The 15,285-nt window shown below is 37.8% G+C and carries 17 protein-coding genes and 1 other annotated feature; of the genes, 12 read left to right on the forward strand and 5 right to left on the reverse strand.

Features of this window, described 5'->3' with window-relative positions; all coding sequences use genetic code 11:
- Positions 1–181 precede the first annotated feature (181 nt).
- The 10 genes from EsVE80_RS02440 (at position 182) to EsVE80_RS02485 (ending at position 7,183) form a co-directional block, all read left to right on the forward strand.
- Positions 182–592: a DUF3206 domain-containing protein gene (locus EsVE80_RS02440; RefSeq protein WP_173102313.1), complete on the forward strand. Its 411-nt coding sequence runs from the start codon at positions 182–184 to the stop codon at positions 590–592.
- Complete coding sequence (locus EsVE80_RS02445) at positions 589–777, forward strand: hypothetical protein (RefSeq protein ID WP_173102314.1); 189 nt, start codon at positions 589–591, stop codon at positions 775–777. The genes EsVE80_RS02440 and EsVE80_RS02445 overlap by 4 nt, the downstream gene beginning before the upstream one ends.
- Positions 764–1,147 carry an HNH endonuclease signature motif containing protein gene (locus tag EsVE80_RS02450; RefSeq protein WP_173102315.1) on the forward strand — a complete coding sequence of 128 codons (384 nt, stop codon included), beginning with the start codon at positions 764–766 and terminating at the stop codon, positions 1,145–1,147. The genes EsVE80_RS02445 and EsVE80_RS02450 overlap by 14 nt, the downstream gene beginning before the upstream one ends.
- 173 nt (positions 1,148–1,320) lie before the next feature.
- Positions 1,321–1,413, forward strand: coding sequence for a DUF2292 domain-containing protein (locus tag EsVE80_RS02455; RefSeq protein WP_232061305.1), 93 nt, complete (start codon positions 1,321–1,323; stop codon positions 1,411–1,413).
- Positions 1,414–1,495: 82 nt separating this feature from the next.
- The gene (locus EsVE80_RS02460) at positions 1,496–1,975 is read left to right on the forward strand and encodes a phage terminase small subunit P27 family (RefSeq protein ID WP_173102317.1); all 480 of its coding nucleotides are present in this window, start codon (positions 1,496–1,498) and stop codon (positions 1,973–1,975) included.
- Positions 1,968–3,662: a terminase large subunit gene (locus EsVE80_RS02465; protein WP_173102318.1), complete on the forward strand. Its 1,695-nt coding sequence runs from the start codon at positions 1,968–1,970 to the stop codon at positions 3,660–3,662. Before EsVE80_RS02460 ends, EsVE80_RS02465 begins: the two co-directional genes overlap by 8 nt.
- A gap of 153 nt (positions 3,663–3,815) precedes the next feature.
- A complete protein-coding gene (locus EsVE80_RS02470) occupies positions 3,816–5,021 on the forward strand; it encodes a phage portal protein (RefSeq protein ID WP_173102319.1) in 1,206 nt (401 codons plus the stop codon).
- Complete coding sequence (locus EsVE80_RS02475) at positions 5,011–6,522, forward strand: phage major capsid protein (RefSeq protein ID WP_173102320.1); 1,512 nt, start codon at positions 5,011–5,013, stop codon at positions 6,520–6,522. Before EsVE80_RS02470 ends, EsVE80_RS02475 begins: the two co-directional genes overlap by 11 nt.
- A gap of 69 nt (positions 6,523–6,591) precedes the next feature.
- Complete coding sequence (locus tag EsVE80_RS02480; RefSeq protein WP_173102321.1) at positions 6,592–6,921, forward strand: phage head closure protein; 330 nt, start codon at positions 6,592–6,594, stop codon at positions 6,919–6,921.
- The gene (locus EsVE80_RS02485; RefSeq protein ID WP_173102322.1) at positions 6,911–7,183 is read left to right on the forward strand and encodes a head-tail connector protein; all 273 of its coding nucleotides are present in this window, start codon (positions 6,911–6,913) and stop codon (positions 7,181–7,183) included. The genes EsVE80_RS02480 and EsVE80_RS02485 overlap by 11 nt, the downstream gene beginning before the upstream one ends.
- Positions 7,184–8,291: 1,108 nt before the next feature.
- Here the strand turns inward: EsVE80_RS02485 and EsVE80_RS02490 are convergent.
- The 5 genes from EsVE80_RS02490 to EsVE80_RS02510 all read right to left on the reverse strand — a co-directional run bounded on the left by EsVE80_RS02490 (position 8,292) and on the right by EsVE80_RS02510 (position 12,619).
- Complete coding sequence (locus EsVE80_RS02490) at positions 8,292–8,495, reverse strand: hypothetical protein (RefSeq protein WP_173102323.1); 204 nt, start codon at positions 8,493–8,495, stop codon at positions 8,292–8,294.
- A 122-nt stretch (positions 8,496–8,617) separates the two neighbouring features.
- A complete protein-coding gene (locus EsVE80_RS02495; protein WP_173102324.1) occupies positions 8,618–9,451 on the reverse strand; it encodes an energy-coupling factor transporter transmembrane component T family protein in 834 nt (277 codons plus the stop codon).
- A 60-nt stretch (positions 9,452–9,511) separates the two neighbouring features.
- Entirely contained in the window at positions 9,512–11,182 is a 1,671-nt protein-coding gene (locus tag EsVE80_RS02500; RefSeq protein ID WP_173102325.1) for an ABC transporter ATP-binding protein, read from the reverse strand.
- A gap of 16 nt (positions 11,183–11,198) precedes the next feature.
- Positions 11,199–11,750, reverse strand: coding sequence for an ECF-type riboflavin transporter substrate-binding protein (locus EsVE80_RS02505; protein WP_173104108.1), 552 nt, complete (start codon positions 11,748–11,750; stop codon positions 11,199–11,201).
- Between the two features lie 29 nt (positions 11,751–11,779).
- On the reverse strand, positions 11,780–12,619 hold the full coding sequence (locus EsVE80_RS02510; protein ID WP_173102326.1) for an SAM hydrolase/SAM-dependent halogenase family protein: 840 nt from the start codon (positions 12,617–12,619) through the stop codon (positions 11,780–11,782).
- 99 nt (positions 12,620–12,718) lie between these two features.
- Positions 12,719–12,960, reverse strand: a binding site (T-box leader).
- A gap of 338 nt (positions 12,961–13,298) precedes the next feature.
- Here EsVE80_RS02510 and EsVE80_RS02515 point away from each other — a divergent pair.
- Both EsVE80_RS02515 and EsVE80_RS02520 read left to right on the forward strand, forming a co-directional pair.
- The gene (locus EsVE80_RS02515; RefSeq protein ID WP_173102327.1) at positions 13,299–14,033 is read left to right on the forward strand and encodes an alpha/beta fold hydrolase; all 735 of its coding nucleotides are present in this window, start codon (positions 13,299–13,301) and stop codon (positions 14,031–14,033) included.
- A 564-nt stretch (positions 14,034–14,597) separates the two neighbouring features.
- Positions 14,598–15,272, forward strand: a complete 675-nt coding sequence (locus EsVE80_RS02520) for a TetR/AcrR family transcriptional regulator (RefSeq protein WP_173102328.1) — start codon at positions 14,598–14,600, stop codon at positions 15,270–15,272.
- The last annotated feature ends 13 nt before the right edge of the window (positions 15,273–15,285 follow it).

Here is a 15,285-nt window from a genome sequence, read left to right on the forward strand (position 1 = left end):
TAATTTCATCTAATTAATTTGAAAAATAAAAAAAGAGAATACCATTATTTATTTTATATATAAAGTAATGGGGCAAAATCAAGGACATTAGGGACAATCGCCGGTATATCAATGTTTATAAAAATAGAATTAGGGACACATAGCAACAAAATCATGGACGATAATTGATTGGAGGAATAAAATGCTAAATTTCATAAGCATAAATAAACCAATGAACATGCAATACACCGAGATGATGGAACGCTTCTTGATGAACACGCTGGCCTTTAGTGTGGCACTGGCGACGAAGGACTATTCCACGTTCTCACAGGAAGCCTTGGATATAATGGCGGCCGATGAGAATTGGTTGAGGGAATCAGTGGAGTGGAGCCAATCATTGTTGGTGGTATCCCTGGTTGATGGGGAGAACTACCAGACAGCCGAGGAAGTGGCAGAGGACTTATCAGGCTTACTGGCACTGTATAACCTGGCAACTCAACGGGAAATGACGGATCACGAAGAGGCTTTGTTTACCAATCTGCATGATAGGTTCTTGGCGTTGTTGCTGACTGATGAGGAACTGATAGAGTATTTATTGGAGGACGAACAATGAGCTATCCAAAGATTAAGATTGCATACTTTAATGGAGTGAAAGAGGAATGCTGGGAAGAAGGCGAGAACGGGGTAGAGGCCATTGCCGTGAACGATGGGCAAGCCAGTATTTACTTTAAGGATAATAGATTGCTAACAGTGTATAGCCCCTATATGAAAGTGTTCAGTTATTATGAAGCCCCGTAAGCTTTGCAATAAAGCTGGGTGTCGTGTGCTGGTTGATTACAATCAATCCTATTGTGAGAAGCACAAGCGAACGAAGGTAAGCAATGTGAGTTATAGCAGCAGGAAAGCAGATGGTGGTAAGTACTTCGCGTTTTATAAGTCGAGAGCATGGGAGAAGATGTCCTATATCTATCGACTAAATAATCCCTGTTGTGAGCAGTGTTTGAAGGCTGGTGTAATTCATAAAGCTGATGTGGTGGATCATATTGTTGAAATACGAGACGATTATTCAAGAAGATTAGATGAGAAAAATCTTCAAAGTTTATGCCATGCTTGCCACAATAAAAAAACAGCAATCGAGAAAAAGAAACGGAAAAAACCCTCCCTTTGACTATGGGGGCATGGAAATTTTAAGCTAGGGAACGGGAAGGGACTCATTTTTTCATAAAAAGCCGATTTAGAAAGATATACCGTTTACAAACGTAATCGAAAAGTGTATAATAGAAAGTGAGGAATTATATGGAAAACACAGTATTAATCAAGACGAAAGACGGCAAGGAAAAAATGCTGTCGTTGCCGGACTATGGATCACTTACAATCCAGATACAGGACGGAAAAATTATTTTTATCGATGAATTGAATAAACATAAAATCTGACCGAAAAACGGAGGATATTAGTTGTTACTCATTATGAGTAGTAGCTGGTATTCTCCTTTTTTGTTGGGAAGGAGGAAACAAGATGGCGAATCCAGTAACCATATTAACAAATACTAAGCGTGAACATATCTCAAATGAGGAAAAAGCTCAAAGAGAAGATGCCAGACAAGCGATGTTCACTCATAAGGAATTGATGTCCGGCCCCCCTGAATATTTTCCAGAGATGGCCGTGAAGGAATGGAATCGGTTGGTTCCTATCCTAAAACAAGACTTGCCACTTTCTGAAGCTGATTATGGAATGTTGGTGGCGTACTGTCTGGCTTTTGCCCGTGTGGGGGCGGCTGAACGTGAGATTAAGAATAAAGGTGTATTCCAAAAGGCTGCTAATGGTGCTAGGGTAGCGAATCCGGCAATTAGAATGCAATCCAACGCTATGAAGGATATGAAAATGGCCGCTACTGCCCTTGGCATGACAATGGTAGAACGTTCTCGGATTGCCTTGAACAACGCAAAAGAGAAAACACCACAAGATCCATTTGAAAGTTTGATGGCGAATGGATAACTACATTGCGCAAGTATTAGATGGTAGCCTGATTGCTGGGGAGAAAATCAAGTTAGCTTGCCAGCGCCATCTAGATGATTTGGAGAAGGCAAAGAAGCCGGATTATCCTTATTACTATGATGATGCCCAAGCGAAAAAGGCAATCCAATTCATTGAGTTATTGCCTGGGACTGATGGTAAGCCAATCAAGATGCTAGGATTCCAGAAGTTTATTATTTCTAGTCTGTATGGGTGGCGTACCAAAGAAGGCAACTTTAGGCGGTTTAACCGGGCGTTTATTTCCAAGTCACGTAAGAATGGGAAAACCTACCTAGCAAGTGGCATGGCAGCTAATGCCCTTGTAATGGAGCGAGAACCGGCTGAAGCAAGGCAAGTGCTGTTTGTGTCTAATGCCTTGAAGCAAGCCAGATTGGGTTATGATATGCTGTCCAATTCATTGAAGGCTGCCACCAAGAAAAGTAAATTTCTACGGCAACAGTTGAAAATTATGAACTCGAAAATCATTCACTTGCCTTCAAATTCCTTTGCGATGGCCTTGGCAAGTGAAACCAGTACGCTAGATGGTTTTGCCCCTACGACTGCCATTATTGATGAGTGGCATGAGAGCAAAGACCGGAAAACATACAACGTTATCAAGTCAGGTATGACCCAGCAAAAGAACGGCTTATTAGCTGTTATATCCACCGCTGGGCTTGATTTGAACGTGCCGATGTATGAGGAATACTTACTACTGGATAAAGTCTTAAAAGGCGAAGAACAAGCTGATAGGTACTTCATAGCCATTTGGGAATTGGACAGCGAGGAAGAAATACACGATCAAGATTTATGGATCAAAGCGAACCCAATCTTTGAAAGTGAAGAAATTAAAAAGGTAATGCTACCAACCATTGAAGATGATGTTCAGCTTGCCTTGAAACAGAACAATTTGAACTCGGTATTGGTGAAGAACTTCAATTTGTGGCGCCAGGCTTCAGAAGATAGCTACATGGCGGCCGAAGATTGGCAGGCAGTGGAAGTTGAACCGCAAGAGATAACCGGCTTGCCCGTTTATATTGGGGTGGATTTATCCAAGACAGACGACTTGACCAGCATTTCATGGATCGTGCCACTAGCCAATGGCAAACTGTATTGTGATTCTCACAGCTTTGTGGCTACCAAGTACGGCTTACAGGACAAGGAAAAGCGTGATGGCTTGCCTTATCGGGAATTAGAGAAGATAGGCGAGTGTTCAATTACACGGCTTGAGAGTGGCATTGTGGACTATACAGAGGTATTCAACTTTATCCAAGGACTTATCCAAGAAAATGATTTGGAATGTATGGGAATATGCTATGACCCGTACAACGCCAATGATTTGATAGCCAAAGCAGAGCGAGCGAATTATCCAATGTTGGAAGTAAGACAAGGGACACTTACCTTGAACGTACCAACCCGGACTTTTAGAGAACAGGTCTATGAGGGAAATATCCTTCATGCGAAAAATACAATCCTAACTCATGCGGTGAACAATGCGATTATCAAAGAGGATAACAACGGGATTCAGATAAACAAAGCAAAAAATTCAAACAAGATAGATCCGATTGCAGCCTTGATAAATGCTTATGTGTTTGCAATGGACTACCACACCAATCAAGAGGAAAGTAGGGCAGATAATGAATTTTACACTAGCGAAGAATTTTCTTTCTAGGAATAGCCATACAATTATCCTTTTACTTGGACTAATTTGTGTAATAACGGCAATTACTTTTCTAACAAACTTCTATTGGGGATTGTTAGCGCTGGGCTTTGTGCTTATTGGGATTGCAATTTTACTAAATAACCAACAGGAAGGAGGGTAAAGATGGCATTTTTCAAAGGGAAAAGTGTTTCTAGCACAACAGGAGACGCCTTTTTAGACCATGTTGTCGAGATTGTAACAGACGATGGTTCAAGTTTCGTGAGTATCAAGGCGTTAAAAAATAGCGATGTGTTTACGGCTATTAAGATTCTAGCTTCAGATATTGCCTCCAGTCCGTTGCAATTACTAAAGGACAATCTGCCCACTAAGAATGATGATCTAATGTCTTTGTTCAACAATAGGCCGAATGAACTAATGGACGGCTGGCATTTCAAGTTTTGCCTGGCAGTAAATATGCTACTAAACGGCAATAGTTTTGCCTTGATAGTCCGAGATGAAGCCGGAACTCCAGTATCGATGGATTTTGTTGCCAATAGTGAAATTACTATGAAACAGCATGACAATGGGTCAATCTATTACGAAGTTGGAAATCCAAGCGATAAGAAAAAGCGTGTGGAAGCCTTGGATATGCTTCATTTCAAGTATTTTACACAAGATGGCCTAACCGGTATACCACCGCTTTATGCGTTAAAAGACGAGCTAAAAATTCAAGCGGCTGGGAACAAGACTATTTTCAATTATTTCAAGCGTGGGATTAATAGTAGTGGAATTTTGAAAGTTGAGAAATCCGACTTAGATTCCAATGCGAAAAAAGCAATCCGGGAAAAGTTTGAAGAAGCGAATGGGTCAGACAATGGAGACAATGCGGTAAGAACAATCGTTTTGGATTCCACGATGGATTACAAGAAACTCGAAGTAGACACCAGTGTCTTGAAGTTAATCAACTCGAATGACTGGACAACCAAGCAAATATCCAAGGCTTTTGGGATTCCTTCAGACCGTTTAGAAGTCGAAAGCGCCCACTCAAGCGTGACACAATCCAATCTGATTTATCTGCAAAACACGTTGAGCCACTACTTTGCTTGTTTCTTATCGGAAATCAAAGCAAAACTAGTGGACGATCCGTTGAATGTTCGCTTCAATACAGAGCGATTCTTGGAAACAGACCCACTCACAATGGCTGAAACAACGTTGAAACAGGTACAGGGTTCACTACTCACGATTAATGAGGGGCGGTCTAAATTAGGCCTAGCACCAGTTGATGGCGGAGATCGCTTATTGGCAAGTCTGAACTATACCTACTTGGATATGTTGGAACGGTATCAATTAGATCAACAGGAAGGAGCAATGCAAGCAGATGGAGAATGAAGAAAAAGAAAAACGATTGACAGAAGAAGCTGAATTGACGGCTGACAAGAAAGAACCAGAGAAAACCGAGGAGGAACAACCCAAAACGATTAGCGGTTATGCGCTGAAGTTTGGACAACCTTCAAAAGATTTAGGTGGTTTTGTGGAAGTAATCACACCAGAAGCCCTGAAAGAAGTGGACTTGTCGAATGTGTTCTTATTACACAATCATGATTACAGCAAGCCCCTTGCCAGCACAAAAGCCGGCACATTGAAACTTGAAGTAGATGATATTGGCCTTCACTTTGAAGCGGAACTAAATGGCACAACTTATGCCAATGATGTTTATGAAAATGTCTCAAAAAAGTTATTAGACAAGATGAGTTTTGGCTTTGTATTGGGAATCGATTCCTTCAGCGAGAAAGAAGATGGTGAGGTAGTACGATCCATTGATAAAATCCAAAAGCTGAATGAAATTAGTGTTGTAACGGTCCCGGCTTATGATTCGTCAAATGTCCAAGTAGATAAGCGTTCCTATGAAGCGTTTATGAGTAACAACCAATCAAACAAAACAAACAAAGCCTTAGAATCCACTTCTAAGACACAAAAGGAGAGCAAAAAAATGGAAAAAACTTTAATTGATAACGAGAAAACAGAAATTCGGGGATATGAAGATTATATCCGTTCCCAAGGTGAAGAACGTGACGGAGTAACCACTGTAAATGCAGCGGCCGTTGTTCCTAGCGAAGTAATCGGGGAAGTGTTTGATCTCAAACGTTCAAACTACAACTTGGCACAATATGCCACTGTTAAAACTGTATCGAACGGTCAAGGGAAATATCCAGTGGCAACCAACCAACAAGCGGTACTTGCTACGAAAGCGGAACTAGCTGAAATTGCCGATATTGATGCTGAAATGTTCACACAAGTGGATTACAAAGTGGAAACTCGGGCTGGTAAAATTGCCTTGTCAAACGAAGTAGTGGAAGATTCAGAAGTGAATATTGTGGCAGAAGTCAAAGACCAGTTAGCGAAGTTAGTAGAAAACACTGACAACAAGCATATCATGGACTTGTTAAAAACCTTCACCAAGCAAACAGCCGCTACCCTTGATGATTTGAAACAGATTCATAATGTGGTATTAGATCCAGCTTTGGATAAAATGGTAATTTTGAACCAGTCCGGCTTCAATCACTTGGACACGCTAAAAGATGCCGATGGCCGTTATATCTTGCAACCAGACGTAACAGCACCAAGTGGAAAATCATTGTTCGGTATGCCAGTTGTGCTTATCAGTGATGCACTGTTTGCGAATCCAAAAGCTGGGACCTTCCCAATGGTGATGGGAGATATTGCCCAATCAGTCTTTGTTGCCCGTCGCAATCAGATTACAACCCAATGGGAAAAATTTGATTACTATTCTCAAGGCTTGGCAGTAGTCGTTCGTAACGATTATAAAACAATTGACCCGAACGCTTCAGTATATATTGAATTCACTCCAGCAACAGGCACTGGGGAATAATCAAATTGATTGTTGAGGGTGTACCTTTCTAGAGGTATGCCCTTTTCTTTATAGAAGGGAGTAAGACGAATGAAAAGCCGAATATCTGATTACCGATACAAAGGAGAACTTCAAAAACTAGAATCATATATAGATGAAAACGATAGACCAAAAGAAGACTGGGTGAAGGTACGTGATATTTTTTACAGTGAGTTGGGAATTTCAGCAAACGAACAATTTATATCTGCTCAGGAAAAGTCTAGTGTTGATAGAAGGATAGCTTTGAGATTTGAACCATTACTGATGATGGACCGAGCTTTGTACCATGTAAAACTTGGAGAGCTTTCTTATAATATCGAACGTGTTTATACTGATTTACCTAACGAGAGAATGGAGTTGAGTTTGGCCTATGTTAAATAGATTGGAAATGATTAAACAGAGTCTTAGAATCCCGTATACAGACGATGATGGCCTTCTGGTTGCTTTAGATGCTGCTAGTATGGAATACGTCGGAAATGCTGTAAATAGTGAAGCGATTGGATACCAAGAAGATGATCTATTCGTAAATGCCACACTGCTTTTAACTCAATATTGGTACTTAAATCGTGGGGAAGCTATTGCAGATCATATCCCTGTTTATGTAACCAGTATGATTCAACAATTAAGAGGGAAATACGCCTGAAAACGTTGGTATAAAGCGGTTTTTGTAGTATAATAGAGGTAGTAAATGAAGGGAGTAGCTACCCTGATTTTATAGGATTAGCTATCCGATTTGCATTGTAAAACTGAAAATTGTAGGTCAGGTTGCAAACTGGCTGGACTAGGTGGCACAATGTAAAATGAACGTTCAAACCTCTTTTGAAGAAAGTAATCTAGCTTCTGCTAAGTTATGTTCTTCTTTGTTCTTCAAAGCTGATAACTTTTTGATTAGACACGTCTCTTGTGGGGCGTGTTTTTACATAAAAAAAGCACTTGCCAATAACTGACAAATGCTAATGCCCCCAGCGACATTTTTTCCTATCTTTTTCCTATCCATACGTTAAAACAAATGTGAACTGATGGTATATAATAACAACCCAAAATCTAGTCTTTCACCTAAAAAACAACCATTGTGAGTGTTCGCTAATTACTTCAGGCAATGGAAGGGTCTGTGGGTTAATACATTTAAAGAGTACCAAAACATTGTTAATTCAATGTTTTGGTACTCTTTTTTTGTGGTGTTTTTAAGATTGGCTACGAAAATAAAGATACTGAGGAAGCCAGTATCTACTTTCTCAGTGATTGTACTTTATAAATTATAAGGTATATAGGAGTATAACTAGAAAAATAATTATACAGGTAATTGTCATGTAAATAATGTTTTCGAATTTTCGTGTCTTTGTTTTAAAAATGAAACCAGGCTCACTTGAAAAGAAGTTGATACGATATTTAATTGGGATAAAATTTCCAATTAATATCCCTAATAACAAGAGATAAAATGGCCAGTTTTGTGTGATTCCTCTAGCTAAAAATGCCCACACCAGTGAAACTCCATAGATTATATACTGAATGAGTGTTACAATGTAAAAAATTTTTTTATCCCTACTCAATCACTGTCCCTCCCGGTACATCATATTAATTCATCATACCATTTCAGTAAGTATGTAGACAAGACAGCTGATACTTTTATAGCGTATTTTGGACTGAACTACCAACGATTATCATATTTTGCCGACCATCTTGTTTTAGTAAGTGTCATGCGTGCGGTACCTGTATTACCATGTCTATCAATTCGATCTCTACAAGTTTTTTTAAGAGGCAAAGTAGGCATTGGCACCTGCTACTGCACCAAAAATTACTCCAGCAATCCAACTAATACCAGTAGCAGAAGCCCATGTGCTAGGCACTCCTGAAGCCCCAGCATTTTTTGACCATGCGACAAACAATATTATTGTAAGCAGTTCTTGCAGTTTGTTTACCGTTACTGGTTTTGTAATAAACATTCCAACCGCCATTTTGTATTCTCTGACTCACGCCACCTTAGGAATATTCTTCTGGACTTTTTCTTTTACAACAAAAAAGATGTTGATAATTTTACCAACATCAATAAGGCTAACCGTAGTTTTGGTTAGAGGATTTAATTAAATGGGTTATAAAAGCGACCATGATTTACTTTTAGTAAGTAAACTCCAACCAAACAAACTAAGCTAATCAATAACAAGGAGAAATAATCGTTTTTTCTTAGAGGTTTAGCCATTAACCAGGTGCGGCTTTTATTTTTTCCAAAGCGCCGAAGTTCCATCGCAGAAGAAATTGTTTCGATTCGTTCTAAGCTTGAAAAAATTAAGGGAATCGCAATTGTCAAATTTCCGCGTATACGTTTTCCCAACGATGCTTTTTGCGATAATTCATTACCACGTGCTTGCTGAGCTTTTGAGATTGTGCGGAAGTCTTCTTGTATATCTGGGATATAGCGTAATGCTAATGAAAATGCATACGCAATTTTATAAGATCCTCCCACGCGTGCAATGCTTGATGCCAATTCGCTCGGATTAGTTGTTAAAATGAAAATTAGTCCTGGTGGAATTGTTACAAAGTATTTAATCAATAAATTGAACTCATAAAAAAGTTGTTCTTGGGTCAAGGTATATCGTCCAATTCCCTGAAAAATGACATGCCGAGTTCCATAGATTGTTACCCCGTATTCTGGTGCAAATAAATAAACAGTCAAAAGATTTAAAATTGAGAAAAAGGCAATAAATTTTAAGACAAAAGAAATTTCACGATAACTGATTTTTGCCACAACAAAAAGAATGATTGAGAAAAGTGCGAGGCTTAGTAAAAATCGTGTATCATAAGAAATCATCCCAATCACAGAGAGCAGTAAAAAACACAATAATTTCGTTACGCCGCTAAGTTGATGGATTGGTGTTTGCCTTGGCAGATAGCCAATTAAATTAGTCCCTCCCATGAGGCTCCTCCTAATTCATAAAGTAGGTGTTACTAGTTAACTAATCTTTATTTATCCAGTTTATTTTTCATTCTGAATAAAGGCAGCGACAAAACCAGATGGATCTGACAACTGGTTATTTTTTGCTAACTGGTAAAGACTGGTTTCTTTTAGACTAGCCGATGCAACAAGTTCAGCCGAAGAGAGTACTGTTGCAGGAGGCTCATCTGCAATAATTTTTCCTTCTTTTAAAACAATTGTCCGTTGTGTATGCTCTAACATTAAGTGCATATCGTGAGTAATCATTAAAATAGTTATTCCCTGTTGATTTAACTCATGTAAGAAATGCATCATCTCATTATAATGGTAATAGTCTTGTCCTGCAGTCGGTTCATCTAAAATCAGCAATTCTGGCTCTAATACTAGGATAGCAGCAATGGCGACACGTCGTTTTTGACCATGACTTAGCGCTGAGATGGGCCAATTACGAAATTCATATAAGCCGCAAATTTTCAACGTATCCCAAACTTTTTCTTGAATAATCGCAGCATCAACCCCTCGATTTTCTAAACCTAAAGCGACTTCTTCAAATATCATGTTCTTAGAAAGCATCTGATTGCTATTTTGCAGGACATAACCAATTTTATCCGCTCGTTCTTTAATACTTTCTGCAGCTAGGGAAGTTCCCTTCCATAATAATTGTCCAGTTTGCAAAGGATAAAAGCCAGTAATCAAATTTGATAAAGTAGATTTTCCCGCCCCATTGTGACCAACCAAACTAACCATTTCTCCTTGGTAAAGAGTCAAGTCAATATTTTTCAGAACTGCGTCAGTACCAAAACCAAATGTTATATTGTTCAAGGTTAGTAGAGGTTTTTGTTCTTGGGCAGGTGGCACAACTTTTGTGAAAGATCCAGTTAATGCTGCTGCAATTGCTGGTGAAACTAATTTCTCAACCTTTGTCAGATCGCTAAAATTTTTTAATGAAATATTGGCCTGTTTTAAAGCTGTAAGATAAAGAGGTTCGCGAATACCATACTGGGCTAATAGATTACTTTGTAATAACTCTGTTGGTGTCATATCTGCGATGATTTTTCCTTCATCCATTAAAATCACCCGATCGATAGGAGCGGCAAGTACTTCTTCTAAACGATGTTCAATAATAATCGTCGTAAATTTTTGAGATTGATACAAGTGGTCAATCATTTGGATTGCTTCATAACCTGTTTGCGGATCAAGATTGGCTAAGGGTTCATCAAACAAAAGAATTGGCGTTTCATCAATCAGGACGCCAGCCATTGTGACGCGCTGTTTTTGGCCGCCGGATAAGTCTTGTGGTCTTTTTTTTAAATGAGCTTGCAGATTCGTTTTTTTCGACCAATAATCTATTGCTGTACGCATTTCGTGTTGCTCGACCATTTCATTTTCCAATGAAAAGGCAATATCTTCCGCTACTGTCAATCCCACAAATTGGCTATCTGTATCTTGTAAAACGGTTCCAACGTCCAAAGAAAGATCATAGATTGAGGCTTCGCCGAAATTTTTAGCACCAATAGACAAAGAACCAGTAAAACTTCCTGGCTCATTTTGTGGAATAATACCATTTAAACATTTTCCTAGGGTAGACTTTCCAGATCCACTGGGGCCAATGATTAAAATCTTTTCTCCTTGCTGAATACGTAAATTGATTTTTTTTAATGTTGGTTCAGCTTGGCTGTTATATTGAAACGTAAAATCACGAAACTCGATCATTTTCTATCCTCACGTTCTAAGCTTCTTTATTTAGACTTCCTTTTTTTGTCTTAGTTTGGGCGTATGCTTTTAATAATATAAATCCAATAATTCCAGTTACGATGGAATTAGTAATCCCAGCCACAACCCCCTGGGTAAAAACTTTGCTAGGTGCTTCTGCATAAATTAGAATATCACCAATTGGAGCGATAATAACCCAGGTTACCAAATTAGCGATTGTTTCACCAATTAAGAAAGTTGTAATTTCTTTTTTTCCAAAAATTCCTTCATTAATTGGAATGCGTTTTGCCAGTAAACCAAAGAACACTCCTAAAATTCCGGAGGCAACAATCCAAGACCACCAAGCACCATAGGTTGTTAGATCACCCAATGCGTGACCAATAAAGCCAGCTAGCCCTGCAACGATTGGCCCATAAACGACACCGAGCAACGCTAAAAAGGGATACGCAGTTGCAATATCAGTATTGGGAATCCCTGTAGGAATTGTTACAAAACGTTTTAAAATAAAGAAGACTGCTGCACCAATCCCAATTGCTACAATATGTTTGACGGTAAATTTTTTATTCATCATCTTAACCTCTTTTTCTTTTTTCATTTTTATATTTGCGTTAGTTCAATCGTCCAATCATTGCCTGTTCCAATTTGATATACCTTTGAAAAAGAATCTAGATTGATTCCTAAACCGACATTTAACAATGAATTAATATAAAGTACGGCTTCTTTTGGTGCTACCTGGGCAAAAGAACGCCCAAAAACAACTTCATCTTGATAGCGGACAACATCTTGATAATATATTTTGACTAACAGTCGTTGGCCATATTCAACCTGCCATTTTTTGAAAAAATCGACAGGAATATTTGTCCATAAAGAGCCAAAACGGATGTCTGTAATATCAATTGTTCCGGTAATTGTATTTTCATTTTGCAAAGGAGTAACTAATGAGAAAGCAACCAATTCGCTTGTCGCAATCTTGTTACCTAACTCTACAAACCCAACTTTTCCACTAGCTAAGCGTGCCCCATTATAAACATAAACATCTCGTCCATGAAAGGTATGACTTTCTGATGAACCAGGTAAACGTTGAATTTCTTCATCAATTTGACGTACTTCTTTAATCCCTATATATTGTGCTAAATACGTTAACGTTCCATTGTCCGGAGTAATTACATATTGTCCACCTGATAATTCGGCAACAACGCTGCGGCGAGTAGAACCCACTCCAGGATCAACGACTGAAACAAAAACAGTACCGGCTGGCCAATAACTGACTGCTTGTAAAAGACGATAGCTGGCATCGTGGATATTATAAGGTTCAATCTCGTGTGTTAAATTATTGATAATCAAAGTAGGACTTACTTGATAGGCGACACCATACATTGCATTTACTGCTCCATCTTGTAAACCAAAATCCGTTTGAACAACTAAAAATCCTGACATATTTTTCCACCTTTCTATTTTAGCAGTCGCATGTTTACTTTGCCTGATAGAATCGTCATTCTATCGTATAGACAAATAAAAATGCCCTTAGCAAAAATTGCTAAGGGCATGAAAATGCGTTACCACCTTTAATTATAAGATCCTCACAGATCTTACCTTTATTAGTACCCAAAATTTCTTTGGAGACTGTGCCTAGTTAACGGAGGCAACCGTATTTCCTTAAACATTCGGGAAATCCGCTCAAAAGCCATTTTCAAATAATGGATTTACATTCCCTCACACCAGCCGGGAACTCTCTTTAGTAAACAGCATTACTTTACTTTCTTTTTCATCGCGTTTTATTGATTGTTAATAAAATAGCAGAGAATATTTCACTTGTCAATGAGGAAATTATATTGCTACTTAAAAATCATGTAATCCTATTGTTGTAATTAATTTGTAGTTTTTAGCACTTTTTATTGAAGAATTTTTTTATGTATTTCATATACAAAAGAGTAGGTATTCTTTTGAGGCTATAAAATCGTTTTATTTCCGATTAAAATATTTTTCATACTTGTCAATTTTAGAAAAGCTTTTCAGTCGTAGTCGTTTCTTTTTATCAGATCGTTTCTTGTTGCTATAATCAAGAAGTGGTCTTTTTTGGTTAAATTTTTGAAATAAATATAAAGGGGGTCTTCCTATGAAAAAGTTGCTTAGGTGGCAAAAAATTTTATTGGGAATGTTGATTGCTCTTCTTTTGGCAATAGCAGGTGGCATTATCTATATTAAATTGAATATTTACACGCCTAGCAGTACTGCAAGTGCAATTGATCCGATAAAGGTTACAAAAGATTACGAATTATTTACTAGTGAACAAGCAGATAGAGCAAAAGAAAAAACAAATCTCATCTTTTATCCAGGGGCTTTAGTAGAACCGGCGAGTTATCGCATCTGGGCACAAGAAGTAGCCAATGCCGGTTATCGGGTATATATTTTGAAATTGCCTTTTGATTTAGCGGTCATGGCACCCAATAAAGCTAATGCTGTGGTGAAGTCCCACGAGAAAAATATTTTAGGAGGTCATTCATTAGGGGGCGTCATGGCAAGCCGCTATGCCCACAATCACCAACAAGAGATTAGTGGGATGATTTTTTTAGCTAGCTATCCGGATGAAAAAGGTTCATTAGCAAAATCTAGTTTTCCAGTTTTATCGATTACTGCCAGTAAAGATCAGGTATTAAATCATAAACAGTATCAAAAAGCCAAAAACTATTTACCCAAGATGACTACTTATGATGTCATTAAAGGTGGTAATCATGCTGGCTTTGGCAGCTACGGAGCACAAAAGGGGGACGGACAAGCAACAATTTCAAATAGAAAACAGCAAAAAGAAATTGGTCAGATTATTATTCATTGGTTGCAAGAAATAAACTAGGAAAAATTCTCAAATATTAAGTCGTAGTAGTAAACTTAAAGATGATGGGTTGGTGTAATTTTAAGTTTTGAAAGTTAAGACGACTTTTTATGCGAGATTTTTTTTCAGCTGTAAAAATTATGTCTTAGTATTTGAGAAAAAGGCAGTATTGTTTGCCAGTTCATAAGCAAAATTTGAGCACATTGTTATGAAGGTAAGCTTGGAACAAGTGAGGAAACCATTTTGACCAAGGTTTTTGTGCCGAAATAAAATTGGGTGTTAGACGAATCATATAAAATTTCAGTTGTTATTTCAAAGGGAGTTATGAAAAAAATATGAATTTTTATTGACTGAAAATAGTAAAAAGGTAATGTTGCTTTGAAAAATAAAATATCATTTTAATTTACTTCCTTTTGTATCGGTGTTTTTTATCTTTAAAAATAACTATTTTTCTCTTGGGATAATTATGAAAATAATTATGCAAAATACTTGCAATTACCAAAAATGAGTGTATAATGACACATTGTCACATGACATAGCGTCATTTATTTAAACTGAAAATTTTTAAAGTAAGGAGGAAAGATCATGCCAAAGGAAACCTTTTTTCATCTAACAAGAGAAAAGCAGCAACGGATTATGAAAGCTGCGAAAAAAGAATTTTCCAAAGTGCCTTTAGGGGAGGCTTCAATTGCTCAGATTATTAAAGATGCAGGAATTCCTCGAGGAAGTTTTTACCAATATTTTGAAGATAAAGATGATTTATATTTCTACTATTTTCAAAATATGCGCCGAAATAGTCAGCAAGAATTAAATACTGCAATGGCAAAAGCGAATGGTCAACTTTTTGACGGTTTTGAAATTTACTTTACCAAGATGGTGAAAGAAGTTTTGCAAGGTGAGAATGCTTCTTTTTATCGCAATTTATTTATGAATATGGATTATCGTTCTTTTCATAAAGTTGCGCCCCATTTTGGCAAGCCAAGAGGTGATTCTCATGCGGATCCTGCACGTCAAGTACACAAAGAAAGTATGCAAGAGTTTTATAACATGATTGATCTGACGACTTTAAATGTTCAGAATGAGGATGAGTTAAAACTTTTAGTCAAAATGTTGATGCACATTGTATTTTCGACTGTTGCAGAAGGTTATCGTCAGTTAGTAGGAAAAGATAACTTTGATGTAGAAGTAGTTTTAAAGGATTTTACTTTAAAACTTAATTGGCTAAAAAGTGGTGCTATTAAATCTAAAGTTAAAAATTAAATAGATAAGGAAG

The sequence above is a fragment of the Enterococcus saigonensis genome (genome assembly GCF_011397115.1).
Lineage (GTDB): Bacteria > Bacillota > Bacilli > Lactobacillales > Enterococcaceae > Enterococcus_C > Enterococcus_C saigonensis.